This is a genomic window from Herbaspirillum hiltneri N3, assembly GCF_001267925.1.
In the GTDB taxonomy this organism is placed as follows: Bacteria; Pseudomonadota; Gammaproteobacteria; order Burkholderiales; family Burkholderiaceae_D; genus Herbaspirillum; species Herbaspirillum hiltneri.
This window is the reverse complement of sequence record NZ_CP011409.1, coordinates 2,254,349-2,272,470: the sequence shown is the minus strand read 5'-3', so window position 1 is coordinate 2,272,470 and position 18,122 is coordinate 2,254,349. Positions and strand designations below refer to the sequence as shown.

Genomic DNA, 18,122 nt, shown 5'->3' with positions numbered 1-18,122 from the left:
GATGAAAACACAATTGCCGATCTTGAACGTCGCGAACCTGCAGAACTCCGCTCGTCCCGCCACCCAAGCCGACTCTTTCACGGCCGACGTTCCTTTCAACCAGGTGTTGAACAAGGAAGTCAGCAACCGCAACGCCGAAAACCAAAGCAAGCCGAACGAGGCCGCCAAGGATACTTCGCCGGAACCAGTCAAAGCCGCGCCTGCGCCGGCCGCCTCGACTGCGCCGAAGTCGGATGCCGACAAGGCCGCCTCCTCCGACGACAAGAAGGCCGACGATCAGGCTGAGGACGACGCCAGCGCCGCTACCGACGCCGCCTCCGCACAGCAGATGCTGGCGCTGGTTGCCAACATGGGCCAGATGATCGTCCAGCCGCTTTCCAAGAAAACCACTGACCAGGATATGGATGCCCTGGCCGGCCAGAAAGGCAAGAAACCGATCGGCCAGATCGGCGCCGACGCGAAGATGGATTTGCCGCTGGCGGATGCGCAGGGCGAGGACAAGGGCAAGGCGAAGAACAACCCGCTCGACCTCGCCGCATTGCAGGACAGCGAAAAAGACGCAGCCGACGGCAAGTCCGCGCTGCCGACACGCGCCACTACCGAAAAGAGCCAGGCCGAATCTCCGGTTTCCGCCAAATCCTTCCAGGCCGATTTGCAGGAATCCGCCACTGCGGCACGCAACGCCAAGGTCACGCCGGAAGTCAACGTCAAACCGATCGAAACACCGGTGCAGCCAACCGCCGCCACCGTCATCCCGGCCCTGCAGCAGGCAATGTCCCTGAGCCAGCAAGCCGCCATGAGCGGCCAGGCAGTGCAACGCCTGACGCCGGCTGTCGGCAGCCAGGGATGGGATCAGGCTGTCGGCCAGAAGGTACTGTGGATGGCCAACGGCGGCCTGCAAAGCGCCTCGCTGACGCTGAACCCGCCGGATCTGGGCCCGTTGCAGGTCGTTCTGCACGTCAACAACCAGCAAGCCGATGCGACCTTCATCACCGCCCAGCCCGAAGTCAAGCAGGCGCTCGAAGCAGCCATGCCGAAGCTGCGCGAAATGATGGACCAGGCCGGCATCCAGCTGGGCCAGGCCACCGTCAACACCGGCACGCCAAATCAGCAACAAGGCGCGAACCAGCAGCAACAGGCGCGCAGCAGCAGCGGCGACATGTCGAACTTCGGCGGCCGTGACAACGAACCAGACGTCAATGTAGCCGTCGTGCCCCGCCCCATCGCTCGCGGCGGACAAGGCCTCGTGGATACATTTGCATAAGTCGGACAGCATTCAATAAAAACAGGTGTTCAGCCGGCAGTATCAATATCGGCAGTTTCTTGCCGATAGTATTGTGATGTGCTCAACGGACACGCACGAAAGGGAAAATTAGATGGCAACAAAAGCAGCAAAACCGGCAGCCAAGGGGGCGGACGCTGCAGAGGCAGCACCGGCGAAGTCGAAGAAAATGCTCTTCATCATCATCGGTGCGGTGTTGGTGCTGGCAATCGGCGGCGGCGCGGCCTTCATGCTGATGGGCGGCAAATCCAAGAAAGCCGACGAGGAACACGCCGAAGAAAAGTCTTCCTCGAAGGTGCCTGTATTCGTCGTCATCGAACCGTTCGTGGTGAATCTGCAGCAGGAAACCGGTGACCAGTTCCTGCAAGTCGCATTGACGCTGCAAGTGCCGAACGCCGAAACTGCTGAAAGCATCAAGGTCTTCATGCCGCAGGTGCGCAGCCGTCTGCTGATGGTCCTGTCGAGCAAGAAGGCTTCTGAACTACTGACCAGCGAAGGTAAACGCAACCTCACCGACGAGATCATCGATCAGTTGGGCGAGCCGTTTGCCGGCGGCGGCAAGGGTCCGTCGATCACCGACGTGTTTTACACTTCTTTCGTCATTCAACAGCAGTAGCATCATGGCAGAACACTTTCTATCGCAGGAAGAAGTCGATGCACTCCTAAGAGGAGTGACGGGGGACGAAGACGAAGAAAAAAGCGTCGAAGAAACCCCCGGGACGGTACGGAACTACAACCTTGCAACGCAAGAGCGTATCGTCCGCGGCCGGATGCCGACGCTCGAAATCATCAACGAACGTTTCGCCCGCCTGTTCCGTATCGGTTTGTTCAACTTCCTGCACCGCACCGCCGAGATTTCGGTCGGACCGGTGAAAGTCTCGAAGTACAGCGAATTCATCCGCAACCTGGTGGTGCCGACCAACCTGAATCTGGTCCACATCAAACCGTTCCGCGGCATCGGCCTGGTGGTCTTCGATCCGCAGTTCGTGTTTCTGCTGGTGGACAACATGTTCGGCGGCGACGGACGCTTCCATACCCGTATCGAAGGCCGTGAATTCACGCCGACCGAGCAGCGCATCATCATGCGCGTGCTCGACATCGTGTTCGAAAACTATTCCAAGTCGTGGGAGCCGATCTACCCGATCGAATTCGAGTACATCCGCTCTGAACTGAATACCCAGTTCGCCAACATCGCCACGCCGAATGAAGTTGTAGTGTCGACGTCGTTCACCATCGAGCTCGGCCCCGTCAGCGGTGAAATTCACATCTGTACACCGTATTCGATGATCGAACCGGTCCGGGACAAGCTCACCAGCAGCATGCAAGGCGAAGCCCTGGAAGTCGACAAACGCTGGATCCGCCTGATGAAGCAGCAGATCCAGACCGCTGAAGTTGAGCTGATTGCCAACTTCGGCACCGCCCGCGTCACATTTACCGATTTGCTGAACATGCAAGTCGGCGACGTCATCCAGCTGCAGACCGCCAATCCGGTCACCGCGCAAGTCGATGGCGTTCCCGTGATGGAGTGCAGCTATGGCAAATTGAATGGTCAATACGCGTTGCGCGTAGAAAAACTGCTGTCCATCACGCAAAACGAAACACCAGAAAGTATTCAAGGAGAGCAGAATGGCTGAAGATAACGTTGACCAAACAGCGGCGGAAGACGATCCGTGGGGCGCTGCGTTGGCCGAACAGACACAAGCGGAAGAAGCGCAGAAACATATTCCTGAAGAAGAAGGCCTGACAACCAAACCGGCTGAAGCGACCATCTTCAAGGATCTCAGCGCATCCGATATACAGACCAATACCCCCAACGACATCGATTTCATCCTCGATATTCCCGTCCAGTTGACGGTGGAACTGGGCCGCACCAAGATCGCCATCAAGAACCTGCTGCAACTGGCGCAAGGTTCGGTGGTGGAGCTCGACGGCATGGCCGGCGAACCGATGGACGTGCTGGTCAACGGCTGCCTGATCGCGCAGGGTGAAGTGGTGGTGGTCAACGACAAGTTCGGTATCCGCCTGACCGACATCATCACGCCGGCAGAGCGCATCCGCAAGCTCAATAGATGAACCGTACCCGCACCGTCCTGACCTGCATCCGCTGCAGCATCGCTCTTGTGCCGGCAGCGCTTGCCGTCGGCGCGGCGCATGCAGCGGAACAACCGGCTGCCCCGGCATTGCCCTCCACTACCGGCAGCGTGTTCACCATGCTGCTGGGGTTGACGGCCGTGCTGGCAATCATGGCCGGCATCGCCTGGCTGTTCAAACGCACCGGCCTGGTCCAGCGCGCACAGGGCAACGCAGTCGCCAAGATCATCGGCGGCGTCAGCGTCGGCACACGCGAGCGCGTGATGGTCATCGAGGTCGCGGACCAATGGATCGTCGTCGGCGTTGCGCCGGGACGCGTCAATACACTGGCTACCATGCCACGCCAGGACCATGTTGCAGCGCCGGCCTCGGCCGCCTCCGCCAACTTTGCCTCCTGGTTGAAAAACACGATCGACAAACGTAATGGCAGCAGTTAGAACCTCTTCCGCAAGCCCTTCCCGCTCCTCTGGCTCTTCTCGCTGGCTGCGGCTGCTGCCGGTGTTCCTGCTCTGTCTGCCGCTTGCCGCGGCGGCACAGCAAGGCTTGCCGGCATTCACGAGCACACCGGCCCCGGGCGGCGGACAGACGTATAACCTCAGCATCCAGACGATGCTGTTGCTCACGTCGCTGTCCTTCATCCCGGCGGCGCTGCTGATGATGACCTGCTTCACCCGCATCGTCATCGTGCTGTCGCTGTTGCGCCAGGCGCTGGGAACGCAATCGACGCCGCCCACGCAGGTGCTGGTCGGCCTGTCGCTGTTCCTGACCCTGTTCGTGATGGGTCCGGTATTCGACAAGATCTACACCGACGCCTACCAGCCGTTCGCCGACAACAAGATTTCCATGATCGACGCGATGGAAAAAGGCGCCGCGCCGCTCAAGGAGTTCATGCTCAAGCAAACGCGCCAGTCCGACCTCGCCCTGTACGTCAAGCTGTCGCATAGCCCCGACCTGCAAGGCCCGGAAGATGTCCCGCTGCGCCTGTTGATCCCGGCATTCATCACCAGCGAACTGAAGACTGCATTCCAGATCAGCTTCGCCATTTTCATTCCTTTCCTGATCATCGACATGGTGGTCGCCAGTATCCTGATGTCGATGGGCATGATGATGATGTCGCCGGCGATCGTTTCCCTGCCGTTCAAGCTGATGCTGTTCGTGCTGGTTGATGGCTGGCAGCTGCTGATCGGTTCGCTGGCAGAAAGTTTTTACTAAGGTCCCGCCATGACACCAGAAAGCGTAATGACCCTCGGCCGCCAAGCCATGGAAGTCACTCTGATGATTGCCGCGCCGATGCTGTTTACCGCGCTGGTGATCGGCCTGATCGTCAGTATTTTTCAAGCCGCCACACAAATCAATGAAGCCACGCTGACCTTCATTCCGAAACTGGTCGGGGTTTTCCTTGCGCTCATCATCGCCGGTCCGTGGATGCTGAGCGTGATGCTCGATTACATGCGCCTGATGTTTACCGGCATTCCTGCCATGGTCCAGTAAGGCATCCAAAGATTGCCGCTTTCGCCGGCAATCGCAACATCATGATCAACGTCACCAGCGCTCAGCTCTATATCTGGATCGCCGCTTTCATCTGGCCGCTGACGCGCATCCTCGGATTGCTGGCTGTCGCGCCGCCATTCGGCAGCGCAAGCGTACCGATGCTGGTGAAGATACTGCTCGGGGTCATGACATCGCTGGTCATCGCTCCCAATGTACCCGTGCCTCCTGCGCTCGATCCGATGTCGATGACGGGGCTACTGATCCTGGTCCAGCAATTCATCATCGGCGCCGCCATGGGGTTTTCCGTCCGCCTGGTTTTTGCCGCTGTTGAAATGGCGGGTGAAATGACCAGCAACACCATGGGTCTCGGCTTCGCCGTTTTCTTCGATCCGCAGTCTCAAGGACGCACCTCCGCCGTCAGCCAGTTGTTTTCGCTGCTGGCCACGCTGGTTTTCCTGAGCATCAACGGTCACTTGCTCCTGGTCGCGGTCATGGCGGACAGCTTCAATACCCTGCCTATCACCGCAACGCCGGTGACGGCGGAAGGCTTTCACTACGTAGCGCTTTCCGGCGCCCGTATCTTCAGCATGGGGCTACAGTTGTCGCTGCCCATGCTGGTGGCCCTGCTGATCACCAACATGGCGCTGGGCATCCTGACACGCGCGGCGCCGGCACTGAACCTGTTCGGCATCGGTTTTCCGATCACCATGGTGGTCGGCTTCCTGCTGATCGCGATCTGTCTTCCCTACATGCTGACACCACTGCAGCACTTCCTCAGCGACACCATCGAAACCGTGCGCATGCTCGGCGGCATGGCGACCATCCCGCCGATACCCAAACGCTGATACACCATCAGCCGCTCCGGAATCAACAGCGAACAGTCGCACGAGACATGCGTCGCGACGGACGCGTCCGCATCGATTGCAAACGGGAATAAACCGAATAACTACTGCGAGGAAGAGAGAGACACCGGGCAAACCTCAGTTCGCCCGGCCGGGAAGGATTACTTCAGGTAGTTCAGCAGCGTCAGGCTGCTGGTGGTGACGAAGGATTTTTGAGCGGCTTGCAGGTAAGTCTGCTGCAGCGACAAGGCGCTGATGTTTGCCGCGAGGTCCGACGGATTGCGGCCCAGCAAGTCGTTAACACTTTGCGTGTACTGCTCCTTGAGTACATCGCCTGTTGCGTTCAGATTGTCGATTTCCGCCTGGCGTGCACCTACCGATGCCGTGGCTGCGCCGACGCTGTTCATCTGCAGGTCGATCGCCGCGCCGAGCTTGTTCAGGCCACGCGTCAATGCCGCCTGGCTACCCGGAATCGGAGTGCGTGCAGCATCCGCTTTGTCCGACAGCAGCTTGGCGTTCGCAGCCTGAGTCAGCATGGTGCCGTAATTCGGATCGGTTGGCAGGGCTGCGTCCACCGCTGCTTGCGCTGTCTTGTATGCCTGGATCGGGAACTGGCCGGAACCGGCCGGATATTCGTATGTATTGGCAGCCTGCGTGTCGGCATTGTTGGCGGCTTCAGTAACCGGAACCTGCAACAGCGTGATCAGGTCCTGCATGTTCTTGAAGGTGTCCTGTCCTGCGCCCTGGAACACCGCCTGGCCGGACACGCTGGTTTCCATGTTGCGTGTCGAATCCACCTGCAACGACTGCTGGCCCTGGTCGCCGTTGTAGACGATGTTACCCATGCTGTCGTAGTCGAACGGCTGCGTCGTGGCCTTGAAACCCGAGAACAGGTAGTTGCCCAGCGCATCAGTGGCATTGGCGAAACCCAGCATCTCTTTCAGGTTGCCTTTGAGCTCGGTCGCCATGTTGGCGCGCTCGTTATTGGAAAATGCCGCGTTGCCGGCCTGGGTGATGTTCGACTTGATCTTGGTCAGCATGGCCGTGACGTTGGTCAACGCCGCATTCACCTGCGACAGCGAGCTGTCGGCATTGTTGCGATTGATCTTGTACTGATCATTGAGCGCCTGCGTCTGCGACAGATCCAGCGCACGTGCAGCCGCGACTGCGTCATCGGATGGCAGCAATACGGTCTGCTGCTGGGTCACTTGCTGGTTCAGCTTCAGGATCGAACCCTGCATGCTGGTCAATTCGGTGTTGCTCAGTTGATAGAGCATGCTTGTGCTAATACGCATTTTGATCTTCCTTAAAACTAGCCGCCGAGCGTGAACAAGACGTTCAGCATGTCGCTGGCAGCCTGAATGATTTTTGCCGCAGCCTGGTAGGCCGTCTGGTTCTTGATCATGTTGGACAATTCCTCATCCTGATTGACGCCGGATTCGGATTGCTGCTCCTGCTGAATCGCGGTCAGACGCGCGTTTTCAGCCTTGTTGGTGACGGTGATCTCATTGGTCTTGTTGCCGATCAGGCTGACCAGTTGCGAATACGATCCCTGGAACGACGTATTGCCGATCGTATTGGCGGTCTGCAGCGCGTTCAAGGCGAGCGCGTTGCGATTGTCGGTCACGCCGTTGGTGTTTGGCGACACGTAGAACTGGTCGCCGTTGGCTGGCTGGCCGGTAATGCTGAAGCTCATGCCGGTCGACGTGGTGTAGCTGTAGCCCGGGCCGAAAGGCAAATTCGGCGGCGTCACCGCAACCGCGTTGCCGCTGGCATCCTTGACCGTCACGGTACCCATCGTCGCCGACCCGATCGCAGGCGACGGCACCAGCGTTCCGGTCGCGCTATCGAAGGTGAAGCTCAATTTGGAACCTGCCGGCAACGACGTCGCGGTGAAGTTCGTATTGATGGTTCCCGACGAAATCGTGGCCGTGCCTGTATTTCCCGGCTTGGGCGAAAACACGTATTTGTCGTTGTTGGCGGGAGTACCGCTCAGCACGAAGCTGACACCGCCGCTGCTGATGGTTGCCCCGGCCGAATAAGGAATCGGCGCACCGGCTGCATACGTGGTGGTTACGCCGGCAGTCGTCGTGACCGTCACACTTGCCGGCGGCGTCAACGCCAGCGAAGTCGTGCCGCTGCTATAGGTGTACGTCTGCGTCGAGTTTGGCACGAACGTCGTCTTGTCGACCGTCGCGGAAGTCACCACGCCGGTACCCGTATTGCCCGTCGTGACCAGGCCCATGTCGGTGATCGCGTTGGTCGAGGTGACGATCGGTGTTCCGGCGGCGATCTTCTGCGTATTGGTAATTGCCACGCTGATACCGTTGGCGCCATTGATGGTCGGCTTGATCAGGAAGCTGTCGTTCGCGGCCATGTTGGTCGAGCCGAAATCAACGCCATCGATCGTGACCGGCATCGTCGCCGATGTCGTCTTGGTGTTGTCCGACAGACGCGTAACCGAATAATTGGTGCCGTCGAAATCCAGACGATAGTCGCTGGTCGTCAACGCCGACGGATTGCTGATTGTCGCTGTGGCGGCTGCCAAGGGGGCCACGGTGTGATTCTTCGTGTTGGCAACCACCGAAGGCACGGGAACATTGAAGAAGTTGGTGCCCAGCGCACCGTTCTGATCCTGCCCCAGTTTGTGCTGCGCATTGAATGCGCTGGCCAGCACAATCGCCACGCGACCCAGCGTGTTCTGCGCAGTGTCCAGCGTTTCGGTGCGGTATTGCAGGATGCCGCCTAGACTGCCGCCGGTGAAGGCGCCGTCGGGCAACAGGATGGTGGCGTTGCTGCTGGTCTTGATCGAGACCTGCAGACGCGTCGGATCGTCGTCCGCCGGCGTTGCCACCAGTTGCGCTACCTGATCGCCCAGTACCAGCGGCTGGCCATTGCCGATGAAAACGCTCAGCGAACCATTGTTTTGCGGCAAGGTGGTGACCTTGACGATCTTGTTCAGATCGGCAATCGCCTGGTCACGCTGATCGAGCAAATCGTTCGGCGCGGCGCCGCCGCCACTGCCCTGCGCCTTGATGATCGCCTGATTCAGTTCCTGGATCTGCGTTGCGTACGAATTGATGGTGCCGATGCTCGATGTGATCTGGGCATTGACGCTGGTGCGACTCTGCGCCATCTGGTCGTTCAGGCTCTGGAAACGCGCAGCCAGCGTCGAACCCGCGGACAGCACGGCCTGACGGGCGGCATCGTTGTTCGGCGTCGACGCCAGATTCTGCATCTTCGTGAAAAAATCCTGCAGCGCTGGCGACAGGCCGGCCGAGGTGTCGGCGACCAGATTGTTCAGTTGGCTGATTTGCGACAGGTAGGAGTCCAGCGAGCTCGCAGTGGTCTGCGACGCCATTACCTGCTTGTTGAGGAAATCGTTATAGACGCGCTTGATTTCGGCAACCTGCGTACCCTGCCCGATAAAGCCATAACCGTAGTTGATACCGCCGGCCGTGCTTTGTACGACTACCTGGCGGTTATAGCCCGGGGTTGTCGCATTGGAAATATTATGGCTGGTCGTGGCCTGCGCCGCCTGAGCTGCGGCCAGTGCACTTTGCCCGATACTGAAGATATTGGTTGCCATGCTATCTGTCTGTTCTTTAACGGAATAACCTAGTGAACGGCATCCTGCAGGGAAACTTTAGGACGTGTTACCAATGATTTTGAGAGTGCGGGAAGCGCCTGGCGTTCCCCGCCGCATATGGAAAAGATCCCGCCCAGGCGGATATCAAGCCGCGCGTCAGGCCGACAGCGACTGGCGGATGATGCGCGATAGCTTTTCCGCATAGTGCGGATCGGTTGCATAGCCTGCGCGTTGCAAGCCGTAAGCGAAACCGTGGGCGTCTTGCGCATTGGCCAACACTTTTTCGTAGCGCGGGTTGCTGCGCAACAGCTTGGCGTAATCCTGAAAGGCTTCCGAATAAGAATCGTAGGCGCGGAATTTCTCCACCTTGCGCTGCGCCACCCCATTGACGTATTCGATGGTGGTCGCATCGACCGTCTTTCCGGTCCAGTTGCCCGTGGCCTTGATGCCAAACAGGTTGTGCGCTGAACTGCCGTCGCGAGCGCGGATTTCTTTCTTGCCCCAACCGGTTTCCAGTGCAGCTTGCGCCAGCATGAACTTGGCCGGGATACCGGTGACGCGGCTGGCTGCTTCGGCGTCGGCCTGCAAACGATTCTGGAAGGCTTCGACGTGCGCCGGACGCTGCTGGCCGCCCTTGCGCTTGCCTTGGGAGGACGCACCGTCATCGGTGGCATTGGCCAGGCCTTGCACCAGACGCGACTTGTCGAGGTCGCTCAGTGTGTTGGCCAGCGGAATATCGAGCGGCAAAGCGGATGCGCCGTCGTCGTCGGCAGGCAATGGCTTGCTCAGGCTGCTGGACAGCTGGCGCACCAGCATGTCAGCAAGACCGACGCCGCGCTGCGCCATGTTCTGGCTCAGCTGCTGGTCGAGCATGCTGGTAAACATCTTGGTCTGCGGGCTGTCGAACATGCCGTCCTGCGGCGTGGCATCGCGCATGCTCTTCAACATCATGTTCAGGAACAAGGCTTCGAACTGCTTGGCCGCGCCCTTGAGCGATTCCGGCGATTGCGTGGCCGCGGCGGAACGCAAGCTGTTGAGACTGTTGGCGTCGGCGGCCAGGCTTTCCGTCGGATTACCCGGTTTGATGTTGTTGATCATGACCTGCCCCAGTTAGATGATTTCGAGCTCGGCGCGCAAGGAGCCGGCAGCCTTCATGGCTTGCAGGATCGCCAGCAGGTCCTGTGGCGTCGCGCCGATGGCGTTGAGCGCCTTGACCACTTCTGCCAGCGAGGCGCCGCCCTTCAGATACATGACCTTGCCGGGTGCGGAGCTGATGGAAATTTGTGCGTTCTGATTGGCGGCAGTCTGGCCGCCGGACAAGGCGCCGGGTTGGCTGATGCTGTTTTCCGCGTTGATCACCACCGACAGATTGCCGTGCGATACCGCGCAGGTATCCAGCGTCACCGCCTGATTCATCACCACCGAACCGGTACGCGCATTCAGGATCACCTTGGCCTGCACGCGCGACGGCGTGACGTCGATATTTTCCAGCGCACCGAGGAACGCCACGCGTTCGCCGCTGCCGAGCGGCGCGCGGATACGAATCACGCGACCGTCCTGCGCCACTGCGGTATCAAAGCCGAAGCGCTTGTTGACAGCTTCCACCACACGGCTGGCGGTGGAAAAGTCGTTGTCGTTGAGTTCCAGGTTGACCATGTCGCCCTGGCCCAGCGCGGACGGCACCGCACGTTCGACGGTGGCGCCGGCGGAGATGCGGCCGACGCTCAGATGATTGATGGTGGTGCTGCTGCCGGCCGCCGAAGCGCCGGCGCCGCCAACCACGATGTTGCCTTGGGCGATCGCGTAGATCTGGCCGTCGGCGCCTTTCAGCGGTGCCATCAGCAGTGTGCCTCCGCGAATGCTCTTGGCGTTACCGATCGAGGACACAGTAACATCCAGCGTCTGTCCCGGCTGAGCAAACGCAGGCAAGGAAGTCGTCACCATCACGGCGGCGACGTTCTTGAGTTGCATGTTGCTGGTCGAGGTGCTGGGCAGATTGACTCCCAGTTGCTGCAGCATGCTGATCACGCTCTGCACCGTAAACGGCGTCTGCGTGGTCTGGTCGCCGCTGCCGTCGAGACCGACGGCCAGGCCGTAGCCCACCAGTTGATTCTGCCGCACGCCCTGAATGCTGGCCAGGTCCTTGAGGCGTTCAGCATGGCTGACGCCCGCGCCAAGCAGGCATGCCGCAGCCACCAGCATCGTTGCCAGGCGGTTGGAGCGGAACAGGGAAAACGAACGGAAATTCATGAAGCCACCTTGGGACTAGAACGGCGACACGCTAAAGAAGAAGCGCGACAAAGAAGACATGAATTCCGCCATATCCACACGTGTATTGGTCCGGTACTCGACCTTGGCGTCGGCCACCAGCGTCGACGACACGGTATTGCCGGTTGCGATGTTGTCGGGGCTGACCGTGCCGGAGAAGCGGACATATTCGACGCCCTTGTCCAGCGCCACCTGCTTCTCGCCGCTGACAACCATATTGCCGTTCGGCATCACCTCGATGACGGTCACGCCGATGGTGCCGGTGAAGTTGTTGCTCGAGCTGATCGCACCCTTGTCTTCAAACTTGTTGGTGCTGCCGCCGCTGCCGGAGAGCTCCTTGATGCTGGTGCCGAACAGCGTCGGCGCAATGGCGCTGGCGCTGCCGGTCTTGCTGCCGGAGCTGCCCGCCGATTTCGCGGCGCTGGTCTTTTCATTGATGATGATGGTCAGGGTGTCGCCCACCAGGCGGGCACGGCGGTCTTCCAGCAGCGGACGATAGGCCGCAGACTGGAAGATGGCGCCGTTGGTCGGCGGCGCATAAGCAGCCGGCTGCGGCTTGGCTGTCAACGGCGTCTTGACGATCGAATCCGGCACCGTTTCGCATCCGGCAAGAGCAATCATCCCTACGATGGCGGCAAGTTTCAGCAGGCTTTTCATGTTTGCCTCATCCCATTTCATCAAAGCATTACTCAACAAATTACAGCTGCGACAGCTTGGCCAGCATCTGGTCGGATGTCGTGATTGCCTTGCTGTTCATTTCGTACGCGCGCTGGGTCTGGATCATGTTGACCATTTCCTCGACCACGTTCACGTTCGAGGTCTCGACATAACCCTGCCACAATGCGCCGGCGCCATTGGTGCCCGGGGTATTCGGTGCAGGCGTGCCGGAGGCGGCAGTTTCCGCATACAGGTTTTCGCCCTTGCTTTCGAGACCGGCCGGATTGATGAACGTGGCGATCTGCAGCGTGCCGATCTGCGTGGTCGCCGTCGATCCGGCCTGCATGATCGAAACGGTGCCGTCGCGGCCGATGGTCAGCTTGGTCATGTTGGCAGGCATCGTGATCGGCGGCTGCACCACGTAGCCGCTCGACGTCACCAGCTGGCCCTGGGCATCCGACTGGAATGAACCGTCGCGCGTGTATTGCGTCGTGCCGTCCGGCATCAGCACCTGGAAGAAACCGGCGCCTTGAATAGCGACGTCCTTGTCATTATTGGTCTGGTTGGTATTGCCTTGCGTATGGATACGCTCGGTCGCCACCGGACGCACACCGGTACCGATTTGCAGGCCTGACGGCAATTGCGTTTGTTGCGACGACTGTGCACCCGGCTGGCGGAGGGTCTGATACATCAGATCCTCGAACACGGCGCGCGAACGCTTGAAGCCGTTGGTGCTGGTGTTGGCGAGGTTATTCGAAATGACGTCCAGTTGCGTTTGTTGCGCATCGAGACCGGTTTTGGCAATCCACAGGGAACGAATCATGTTTTCTCCAGTACCTGAATAGTTGGTTTAGCTTCAGGACAACGACAGAATTTGGTTGGCTTTGTCTGCATCACTCTGGGCGGTTGTCACCACCTTCATGTTCAGGTCGAATTGGCGCGCGAGATTGATCATGTTGACCATGGAATCCACCACGTTGACGTTGCTGCCCTCGAGCGCACCGCCGACGAGGCGGACGTTGGCATCAGGCGGAGCCTGGGTGCCCGCAGTCAGGCGGAACAGGCCGTCGTCGCCGCGCTTGAGCGACTTCTCATCCGGATTGACCATCTTGATGCGACCCAGCACGTTGACCGCATTGGGCGTACCCATGGTCGGGATTGAAGACACCGTACCGTCCGGTGCGATCGCCACGGTGACGTCGGGGGGAATGCTGATCGGACCGCCGTCACCCAGCACACTCAGGCCGGTCTGCGTTTGCAGGATGCCGTTTTCGCTCATCTTGAAGCTGCCGTTGCGGGTATAGGCTTCGCCGCCGTCGGCGGTCTGCACTGCAATCCACCCTTCACCCGCCACGGCGACGTCCAGCGCACGACCGGTGTCTTGTATCGGGCCAAACGCGAAGTTGGTGCCTGCGGTCGAATCGACCACGAAGGTGCGCGTTGCCAGCCCTTCGCCGCCCACCACTGGTACTGCGCGGAAGGTATCGAGCTGGGAACGGAAGCCGGTTGTCGTCGCGTTCGCCAGGTTGTTGCTGGCGGTGGCCTGCTGCTCCATTGTGTGCTTGGCGCCCGACATGGCGGTGTAAATCACACGATCCATAATTACCCCTTTGTGCGCGCGCGGCAGCGATGTCGCGCGCTTCCCCACTTATTTCAAATTGCTTAGCGCAGGCTGACCAGCGTTTGCAGGACGGTATCCTGCACCTTGATGGTCTGCGAGTTTGCCTGATAGACGCGTTGCGCCACGATCATGTTGACCAGTTCAGTGGTCAGGTCGACGTTGGAGTCTTCCACGGCGCGCGCTTGCAGGACGCCGAACTGACCGGTGGTCGGCTTGCCCACCAGCGGCTGGCCGGCGTCCGCAGTAGCGGTGTACAGGTTATTGCCCAGCGGCGACAGGCCGTTCGGGTTGGCGAAGTTGACCAGCAGAACCTGACCCAGCACCTTGGTGTCGTTGTTCGAATAGTTGCCGATGATGGAACCATCCTTGCCGATCGAGAAGCTTGACAGCACGCCGGGCGCTTTACCGTTCTGGTCTTGTGCGACGGGCGTGAAAGCCTGGCCCGTTTGCGTCGTGCCGGTGTAGTCGAAGGCGACGGCTGCAGGGAAGGTGGCGCCGGGCTTCACGAAGGTGCCGTTCAATGTCGCCAGGGCGAACGAGCTGCCCGTTGCACCGGCGGTCAGTACACCAGAGCTGTTGAAGGTCAATGTATCGAGTTTGACCGGAGCGCCGGCGACAGGATAGGTCACACCGTCAATGGTCGCGTAGACATCCCAGTCGGTTGTCGTCGCGGTCGATGTAGTCGCATTCTTGACGTAGTACGTCTGCACGTTGTACGAGTTGCCGAGGCTGTCATACATGGTGACGCCGGTGGTGCTGTTGTAGCTGGCCGCGTTGGTCGGGCTGAACGGCGTCGTTGCAGGAACGATGGCGGTCAGGCGAGAATCCAGGTTCAGCTTGGTGCTGACCAGGGTCGTCGCGGTAGCGGGAATATTCGAGGTGTCGATCTTCAGCGGCACAGGATCACCGCCAGTCACGGTGCCGAGCCAGCCGGTCAGGTACGCGCCCTTTTCGCTCGGATTGATGATGTAGCCGCTTTTATCCAATTGGAACTGACCGTTGCGGGCGTACATCGGCGACTGGTCGGTCAGGCTGCCCTGCATGCGGAAGAAGCCGTCGCCGTTGATGGCGATGTCCAGCGGATTGTTGGTGGTGGTGACGTTACCCTGAGTAAATGCCTGCTGCACGTTCGCGACCGCGACGCCGATGCCGACCGGCGAGTTACCGGAACGGTTCATCGAATTGGCGTACATGTCGGCGAACTGCGCCTGTGCCGATTTGAAACCCACTGTGCTGGCGTTGGCAACGTTGTTGCCGATCACGTCGAGGCTCTTCGATGCCCCTGCCAGACCGCTCAGGCCTTGTTGAAAACTCATTTGATTCTCCTTGTGCTGGAAGCCGTCAGTGGATTTAGAGGATTTGGATAACGTCGGTCGGCTTGATGCTGCCGATATTCGATACATTCAGCTTGACGCCGTCGGCGCCGGTGCTGACGCTGGCAACCGTGCCGAACGACAGCGCGGCGGCGTCCACGGCGGTGCCGCCGCTGGTCGCTGCGACGGTGAAAGTGTATTGACCATCGGCAGCCTTGGTGCCGGCGTCGTTGGTGCCATCCCAGATGACCGGAACAGTGCCTGCAGCCTGGCTGCCCAGATCCATTTGACGTACAACCGCGCCGGTGGTCGCATCACGGATGGTGACCTTGATGCTGTCGGCGTTGGCGCCGAGCTGCACGCCGAACACGGCCTTCTGGGTGGTGGTCTCGGTGCCGTCGGCAGCCTTGGTGGTGTCGGAAGTCAGGGTCAGGTTGTTGCCCGGAGCCAGCACGCTGTGGCCGATCATGTTGGCAGCCTGGAGCGATTGCGAGGTACCCAGGTTGGACATGAGCGAAGCCAGCGTGGTGTTCAGCTGGCTGATGCCCGACACGGTCGACAGCTGCGCCAGCTGAGTGGTCAGCTGCGAGTTGTCCATCGGATTGGTCGGATCCTGGTTCTGCATCTGCACTGTCAGCAGCTTCAGGAAGCGATTCTGGATCGCTTCCGGGCTGTTGTCGTTCAGGCTCGACGTATTGGAATTCGATGTCGACGAGCCATTCACTGCCGACAGCAGATCGTTGGAAACAGTAGTCATGGTTGGGATCTTCCTTATTGACCGATGGTGAGGGTTTTCATCAACATGTTCTTGGCGGTATTCATCGTCTCGACGTTAGTCTGATACGAACGCGAGGCGGAGATCATGTTGACCATCTCCTCCACCGGATTGACGTTGGGCATGGCGACGTAGCCGTTGCTATCGGCCATCGGATGCTTGGGATCGTAGATCAGCTTGGGCGGCGCCTGGTCTTCGACGACCTGGCTGACCTGCACGCCGCTGTTCTCGATATTGCCGAACGGCACCGCCTTGAACACAACCTGCTTGGCCTTGTACGGCTTGCCGTCCGGGCCGGTGGCGCTGTCGGCGTTGGCGATGTTGCTGGCAACCGTATTGAGACGCTGCGATTGCGCGCTCATGGCCGAACCGGCGACGTTGAAAATATTGGAAAGAGACATGATGATCAGCCTGGTTGGATGGCGGCTAGCAGACCCTTGATCTGCGCATTGACGGCGGTGATGCCTGCTTCGTAGCGCACCGCGTTGTCGGTGAACTGGTTGCGTTCGACGTCCATGTCGACGGTGTTGCCGTCCACACTGCTCTGGGTTTCCTTGCGATACAGCAGCGGCGAGCCGCCGATGCCGCTGTCGCCGGCCGCCTTGCCGGCGATGTGCGCCGACGAAGTGCGCGCCAGCTCGACCGGAGGAACAGTGCTCGACTTGCCGGCCATGGCGCCCTGCAGCGTCTTGGCGAAATCGATGTCGCGCGCCTTGTAATTCGGCGTGTCCGCATTGGCGATGTTGGACGCCAGCAATTGCTGGCGCTGGGCGCGCAAATTCAGCGCCGTTTCATTGAATCGCAGATAATCATCCAGTTTTGCAGCCATCTAATCCTCCTGACGTACCCTTCATAAAGCACGCATCATGCCGATAATGGGATTTACACACCATTGGATCATAAGGCTCCCCCTCAAACTCTAATGCCCGAGAAAGAGAGAAAACTATGCCTTGTTCGACCTTTTGACAGAGTCGGCCGCCAGTACTATTGCTGACAGGATGGCGCTGCCTCCGATCACCCGGTTGAAAAGTTGTCGTTATGAAATCATTGTCCAAAGCGCTGTTGTCTTTGCTGCTGTTGCTGCCCGCATTCGGGCTCTCTGCGTTGGCCCAAACCACCGAACCGAACACTCCGCCGCGTCAGGATCTTGGCGCCCTGCAAAAGATTGCAGAACAATTCATGAAAGTCCAGACGACCGGCCTGTCCGGCACCGTCAATATCGCCGTCGAACCGGTCGACAATCGCCTCAATCTCGCCGCCTGCACCTCGCCGCAAGCGTTCATGCCCAACGGCGGTCGCCTGTGGGGCCGCACCACCATCGGCATCAAGTGCATCGCGCCGTCGGCCTGGACGGTGTACGTGCGCGCCACGGTGCAGGTCATCGCCGAGTACATTGTGACTGCGGCGCCGCTGGCGCAAGGCCAGGTCATCGGCCCCAACGACATCACCAAGGTCAAGGGCGACCTCTCCAATTTGCCCAACGGCACCATTACCGACGCGTCGCAGGCCATCGGCCGCACCGCCAACATTTCGCTGGCACTCGGCGCCCCGATACGCCAGGATGCGCTGCGCAGCAACCGCGTGGTGCAGCAAGGCCAGGCAGTGCGCGTAGTGTCCACCGGACCAGGCTTCCAGATTACCACCGAAGCACGTGCGCTCACCAATGGCAGCGAAGGCCAGATGGTGCAAGCCAAAACGCCTGCAGGCCAGGTCGTGAGCGGGATAGCGAAGGCCGGCGGCATCCTCGAGATCAATTACTGACAAGAAACATTTTGCAGGGCGATAAAAGTATTAAAGTTTGCGGAGAAATGGCCGATAATCTAGGCAACAGGCGGGTCACAGAACCCTAACCCAACAAGGATGATGCCGTGAACGTTAATGACGCCCTCAAAACTGGCAAAGGCTTACCGGAAATCGCGCAACCCCAAGCGCGCACCGCGAACAGCAATGCCGGCACCACAACCGCAAAGACAGGCAGCGACGCTTCTACCGCAGCCAATGTCCAGCTGTCTTCGCAATATCAATCGCTGGGCGTGAAGGCCTCCGCTCCCGGCGGTACTTTCGACGCCAAGAAAGTTGCAGAAATCAAGGCTGCCATCGCCAACGGCACCTTCCAGGTTGATCCCGAGAAAGTCGCCAACGGCTTGCTCGACACAGTCAAAGATCTGATCGGTTCACGCAAGGCTTAATGCA

The 18,122-nt window shown here is 59.7% G+C and carries 21 protein-coding genes; 10 read left to right on the top strand and 11 right to left on the bottom strand.

What is annotated here, in order from left to right:
- Position 1: 1 nt before the first annotated feature.
- The 8 genes from F506_RS10320 (at position 2) to fliR (ending at position 5,709) form a co-directional block, all read left to right on the top strand.
- Positions 2–1,264, top strand: coding sequence for a flagellar hook-length control protein FliK (locus tag F506_RS10320; protein ID WP_053197187.1), 1,263 nt, complete (start codon positions 2–4; stop codon positions 1,262–1,264).
- Between the two features lie 112 nt (positions 1,265–1,376).
- The gene (gene fliL / locus F506_RS10315) at positions 1,377–1,898 is read left to right on the top strand and encodes a flagellar basal body-associated protein FliL (protein WP_053197184.1); all 522 of its coding nucleotides are present in this window, start codon (positions 1,377–1,379) and stop codon (positions 1,896–1,898) included.
- A 4-nt stretch (positions 1,899–1,902) separates the two neighbouring features.
- Positions 1,903–2,916: a flagellar motor switch protein FliM gene (gene fliM / locus F506_RS10310; protein ID WP_053197181.1), complete on the top strand. Its 1,014-nt coding sequence runs from the start codon at positions 1,903–1,905 to the stop codon at positions 2,914–2,916.
- Entirely contained in the window at positions 2,909–3,355 is a 447-nt protein-coding gene (fliN, locus tag F506_RS10305; RefSeq protein ID WP_053197179.1) for a flagellar motor switch protein FliN, read from the top strand. The genes fliM and fliN overlap by 8 nt, the downstream gene beginning before the upstream one ends.
- On the top strand, positions 3,352–3,810 hold the full coding sequence (fliO, locus tag F506_RS10300; protein ID WP_200907726.1) for a flagellar biosynthetic protein FliO: 459 nt from the start codon (positions 3,352–3,354) through the stop codon (positions 3,808–3,810). The genes fliN and fliO overlap by 4 nt, the downstream gene beginning before the upstream one ends.
- Positions 3,797–4,585, top strand: a complete 789-nt coding sequence (gene fliP, locus F506_RS10295; RefSeq protein ID WP_235471474.1) for a flagellar type III secretion system pore protein FliP — start codon at positions 3,797–3,799, stop codon at positions 4,583–4,585. Before fliO ends, fliP begins: the two co-directional genes overlap by 14 nt.
- A gap of 9 nt (positions 4,586–4,594) precedes the next feature.
- Complete coding sequence (fliQ, locus tag F506_RS10290; RefSeq protein WP_029363372.1) at positions 4,595–4,864, top strand: flagellar biosynthesis protein FliQ; 270 nt, start codon at positions 4,595–4,597, stop codon at positions 4,862–4,864.
- Positions 4,865–4,905: 41 nt separating this feature from the next.
- Entirely contained in the window at positions 4,906–5,709 is an 804-nt protein-coding gene (gene fliR, locus F506_RS10285) for a flagellar biosynthetic protein FliR (RefSeq protein ID WP_053197177.1), read from the top strand.
- A 158-nt stretch (positions 5,710–5,867) separates the two neighbouring features.
- On the opposite strand, the gene flgL is transcribed toward fliR, so the two are convergent.
- The 11 genes from flgL to flgB all read right to left on the bottom strand — a co-directional run bounded on the left by flgL (position 5,868) and on the right by flgB (position 16,758).
- Entirely contained in the window at positions 5,868–7,001 is a 1,134-nt protein-coding gene (flgL, locus tag F506_RS10280) for a flagellar hook-associated protein FlgL (RefSeq protein WP_053197175.1), read from the bottom strand.
- 17 nt (positions 7,002–7,018) lie between these two features.
- Positions 7,019–9,295: a flagellar hook-associated protein FlgK gene (flgK, locus tag F506_RS10275; RefSeq protein WP_053197174.1), complete on the bottom strand. Its 2,277-nt coding sequence runs from the start codon at positions 9,293–9,295 to the stop codon at positions 7,019–7,021.
- Positions 9,296–9,451: 156 nt separating this feature from the next.
- Positions 9,452–10,393, bottom strand: coding sequence for a flagellar assembly peptidoglycan hydrolase FlgJ (flgJ, locus tag F506_RS10270; protein ID WP_053197170.1), 942 nt, complete (start codon positions 10,391–10,393; stop codon positions 9,452–9,454).
- Positions 10,394–10,405: 12 nt separating this feature from the next.
- Entirely contained in the window at positions 10,406–11,545 is a 1,140-nt protein-coding gene (locus tag F506_RS10265) for a flagellar basal body P-ring protein FlgI (protein ID WP_053197168.1), read from the bottom strand.
- A gap of 15 nt (positions 11,546–11,560) precedes the next feature.
- Positions 11,561–12,220, bottom strand: a complete 660-nt coding sequence (locus F506_RS10260) for a flagellar basal body L-ring protein FlgH (protein WP_053197166.1) — start codon at positions 12,218–12,220, stop codon at positions 11,561–11,563.
- A gap of 40 nt (positions 12,221–12,260) precedes the next feature.
- A complete protein-coding gene (gene flgG, locus F506_RS10255; protein ID WP_053197164.1) occupies positions 12,261–13,043 on the bottom strand; it encodes a flagellar basal-body rod protein FlgG in 783 nt (260 codons plus the stop codon).
- 33 nt (positions 13,044–13,076) lie between these two features.
- Complete coding sequence (gene flgF / locus F506_RS10250; RefSeq protein WP_053197162.1) at positions 13,077–13,820, bottom strand: flagellar basal-body rod protein FlgF; 744 nt, start codon at positions 13,818–13,820, stop codon at positions 13,077–13,079.
- A 62-nt stretch (positions 13,821–13,882) separates the two neighbouring features.
- Positions 13,883–15,157 (bottom strand): flagellar hook protein FlgE, encoded by a 1,275-nt coding sequence (gene flgE / locus F506_RS10245; RefSeq protein ID WP_053197161.1) that lies wholly within the window; start codon positions 15,155–15,157, stop codon positions 13,883–13,885.
- A gap of 34 nt (positions 15,158–15,191) precedes the next feature.
- Complete coding sequence (locus F506_RS10240) at positions 15,192–15,911, bottom strand: flagellar hook assembly protein FlgD (protein WP_053197159.1); 720 nt, start codon at positions 15,909–15,911, stop codon at positions 15,192–15,194.
- 14 nt (positions 15,912–15,925) lie between these two features.
- Complete coding sequence (flgC, locus tag F506_RS10235) at positions 15,926–16,330, bottom strand: flagellar basal body rod protein FlgC (protein WP_053197157.1); 405 nt, start codon at positions 16,328–16,330, stop codon at positions 15,926–15,928.
- Positions 16,331–16,335: 5 nt separating this feature from the next.
- Entirely contained in the window at positions 16,336–16,758 is a 423-nt protein-coding gene (gene flgB, locus F506_RS10230) for a flagellar basal body rod protein FlgB (RefSeq protein ID WP_053197155.1), read from the bottom strand.
- Positions 16,759–16,967: 209 nt separating this feature from the next.
- On the opposite strand from flgB, the gene flgA reads away from it, so the two are divergent.
- On the top strand, positions 16,968–17,690 hold the full coding sequence (gene flgA, locus F506_RS10225; RefSeq protein ID WP_053197152.1) for a flagellar basal body P-ring formation chaperone FlgA: 723 nt from the start codon (positions 16,968–16,970) through the stop codon (positions 17,688–17,690).
- Between the two features lie 107 nt (positions 17,691–17,797).
- Positions 17,798–18,118, top strand: a complete 321-nt coding sequence (flgM, locus tag F506_RS10220; RefSeq protein ID WP_053197151.1) for a flagellar biosynthesis anti-sigma factor FlgM — start codon at positions 17,798–17,800, stop codon at positions 18,116–18,118.
- Positions 18,119–18,122 lie beyond the last annotated feature (4 nt).

Bases quoted from the DNA above. Each gene is read 5' to 3' on its own strand.
- flgG (WP_053197164.1), bottom strand. From the start codon at position 13,043: ATGATTCGTTCCCTGTGGATTGCCAAAACCGGTCTCGATGCGCAACAA.
- fliN (WP_053197179.1), top strand. From the start codon at position 2,909: ATGGCTGAAGATAACGTTGACCAAACAGCGGCGGAAGACGATCCGTGG.
- flgK (WP_053197174.1), bottom strand. From the start codon at position 9,295: ATGGCAACCAATATCTTCAGTATCGGGCAAAGTGCACTGGCCGCAGCT.
- flgL (WP_053197175.1), bottom strand. From the start codon at position 7,001: ATGCGTATTAGCACAAGCATGCTCTATCAACTGAGCAACACCGAATTG.
- fliO (WP_200907726.1), top strand. From the start codon at position 3,352: ATGAACCGTACCCGCACCGTCCTGACCTGCATCCGCTGCAGCATCGCT.
- flgE (WP_053197161.1), bottom strand. From the start codon at position 15,157: ATGAGTTTTCAACAAGGCCTGAGCGGTCTGGCAGGGGCATCGAAGAGC.
- flgF (WP_053197162.1), bottom strand. From the start codon at position 13,820: ATGGATCGTGTGATTTACACCGCCATGTCGGGCGCCAAGCACACAATG.
- fliR (WP_053197177.1), top strand. From the start codon at position 4,906: ATGATCAACGTCACCAGCGCTCAGCTCTATATCTGGATCGCCGCTTTC.
- fliL (WP_053197184.1), top strand. From the start codon at position 1,377: ATGGCAACAAAAGCAGCAAAACCGGCAGCCAAGGGGGCGGACGCTGCA.
- flgC (WP_053197157.1), bottom strand. From the start codon at position 16,330: ATGTCTCTTTCCAATATTTTCAACGTCGCCGGTTCGGCCATGAGCGCG.
- flgJ (WP_053197170.1), bottom strand. From the start codon at position 10,393: ATGATCAACAACATCAAACCGGGTAATCCGACGGAAAGCCTGGCCGCC.
- fliQ (WP_029363372.1), top strand. From the start codon at position 4,595: ATGACACCAGAAAGCGTAATGACCCTCGGCCGCCAAGCCATGGAAGTC.
- F506_RS10240 (WP_053197159.1), bottom strand. From the start codon at position 15,911: ATGACTACTGTTTCCAACGATCTGCTGTCGGCAGTGAATGGCTCGTCG.
- flgA (WP_053197152.1), top strand. From the start codon at position 16,968: ATGAAATCATTGTCCAAAGCGCTGTTGTCTTTGCTGCTGTTGCTGCCC.
- fliP (WP_235471474.1), top strand. From the start codon at position 3,797: ATGGCAGCAGTTAGAACCTCTTCCGCAAGCCCTTCCCGCTCCTCTGGC.
- F506_RS10265 (WP_053197168.1), bottom strand. From the start codon at position 11,545: ATGAATTTCCGTTCGTTTTCCCTGTTCCGCTCCAACCGCCTGGCAACG.
- F506_RS10320 (WP_053197187.1), top strand. From the start codon at position 2: ATGAAAACACAATTGCCGATCTTGAACGTCGCGAACCTGCAGAACTCC.
- fliM (WP_053197181.1), top strand. From the start codon at position 1,903: ATGGCAGAACACTTTCTATCGCAGGAAGAAGTCGATGCACTCCTAAGA.
- F506_RS10260 (WP_053197166.1), bottom strand. From the start codon at position 12,220: ATGAAAAGCCTGCTGAAACTTGCCGCCATCGTAGGGATGATTGCTCTT.
- flgB (WP_053197155.1), bottom strand. From the start codon at position 16,758: ATGGCTGCAAAACTGGATGATTATCTGCGATTCAATGAAACGGCGCTG.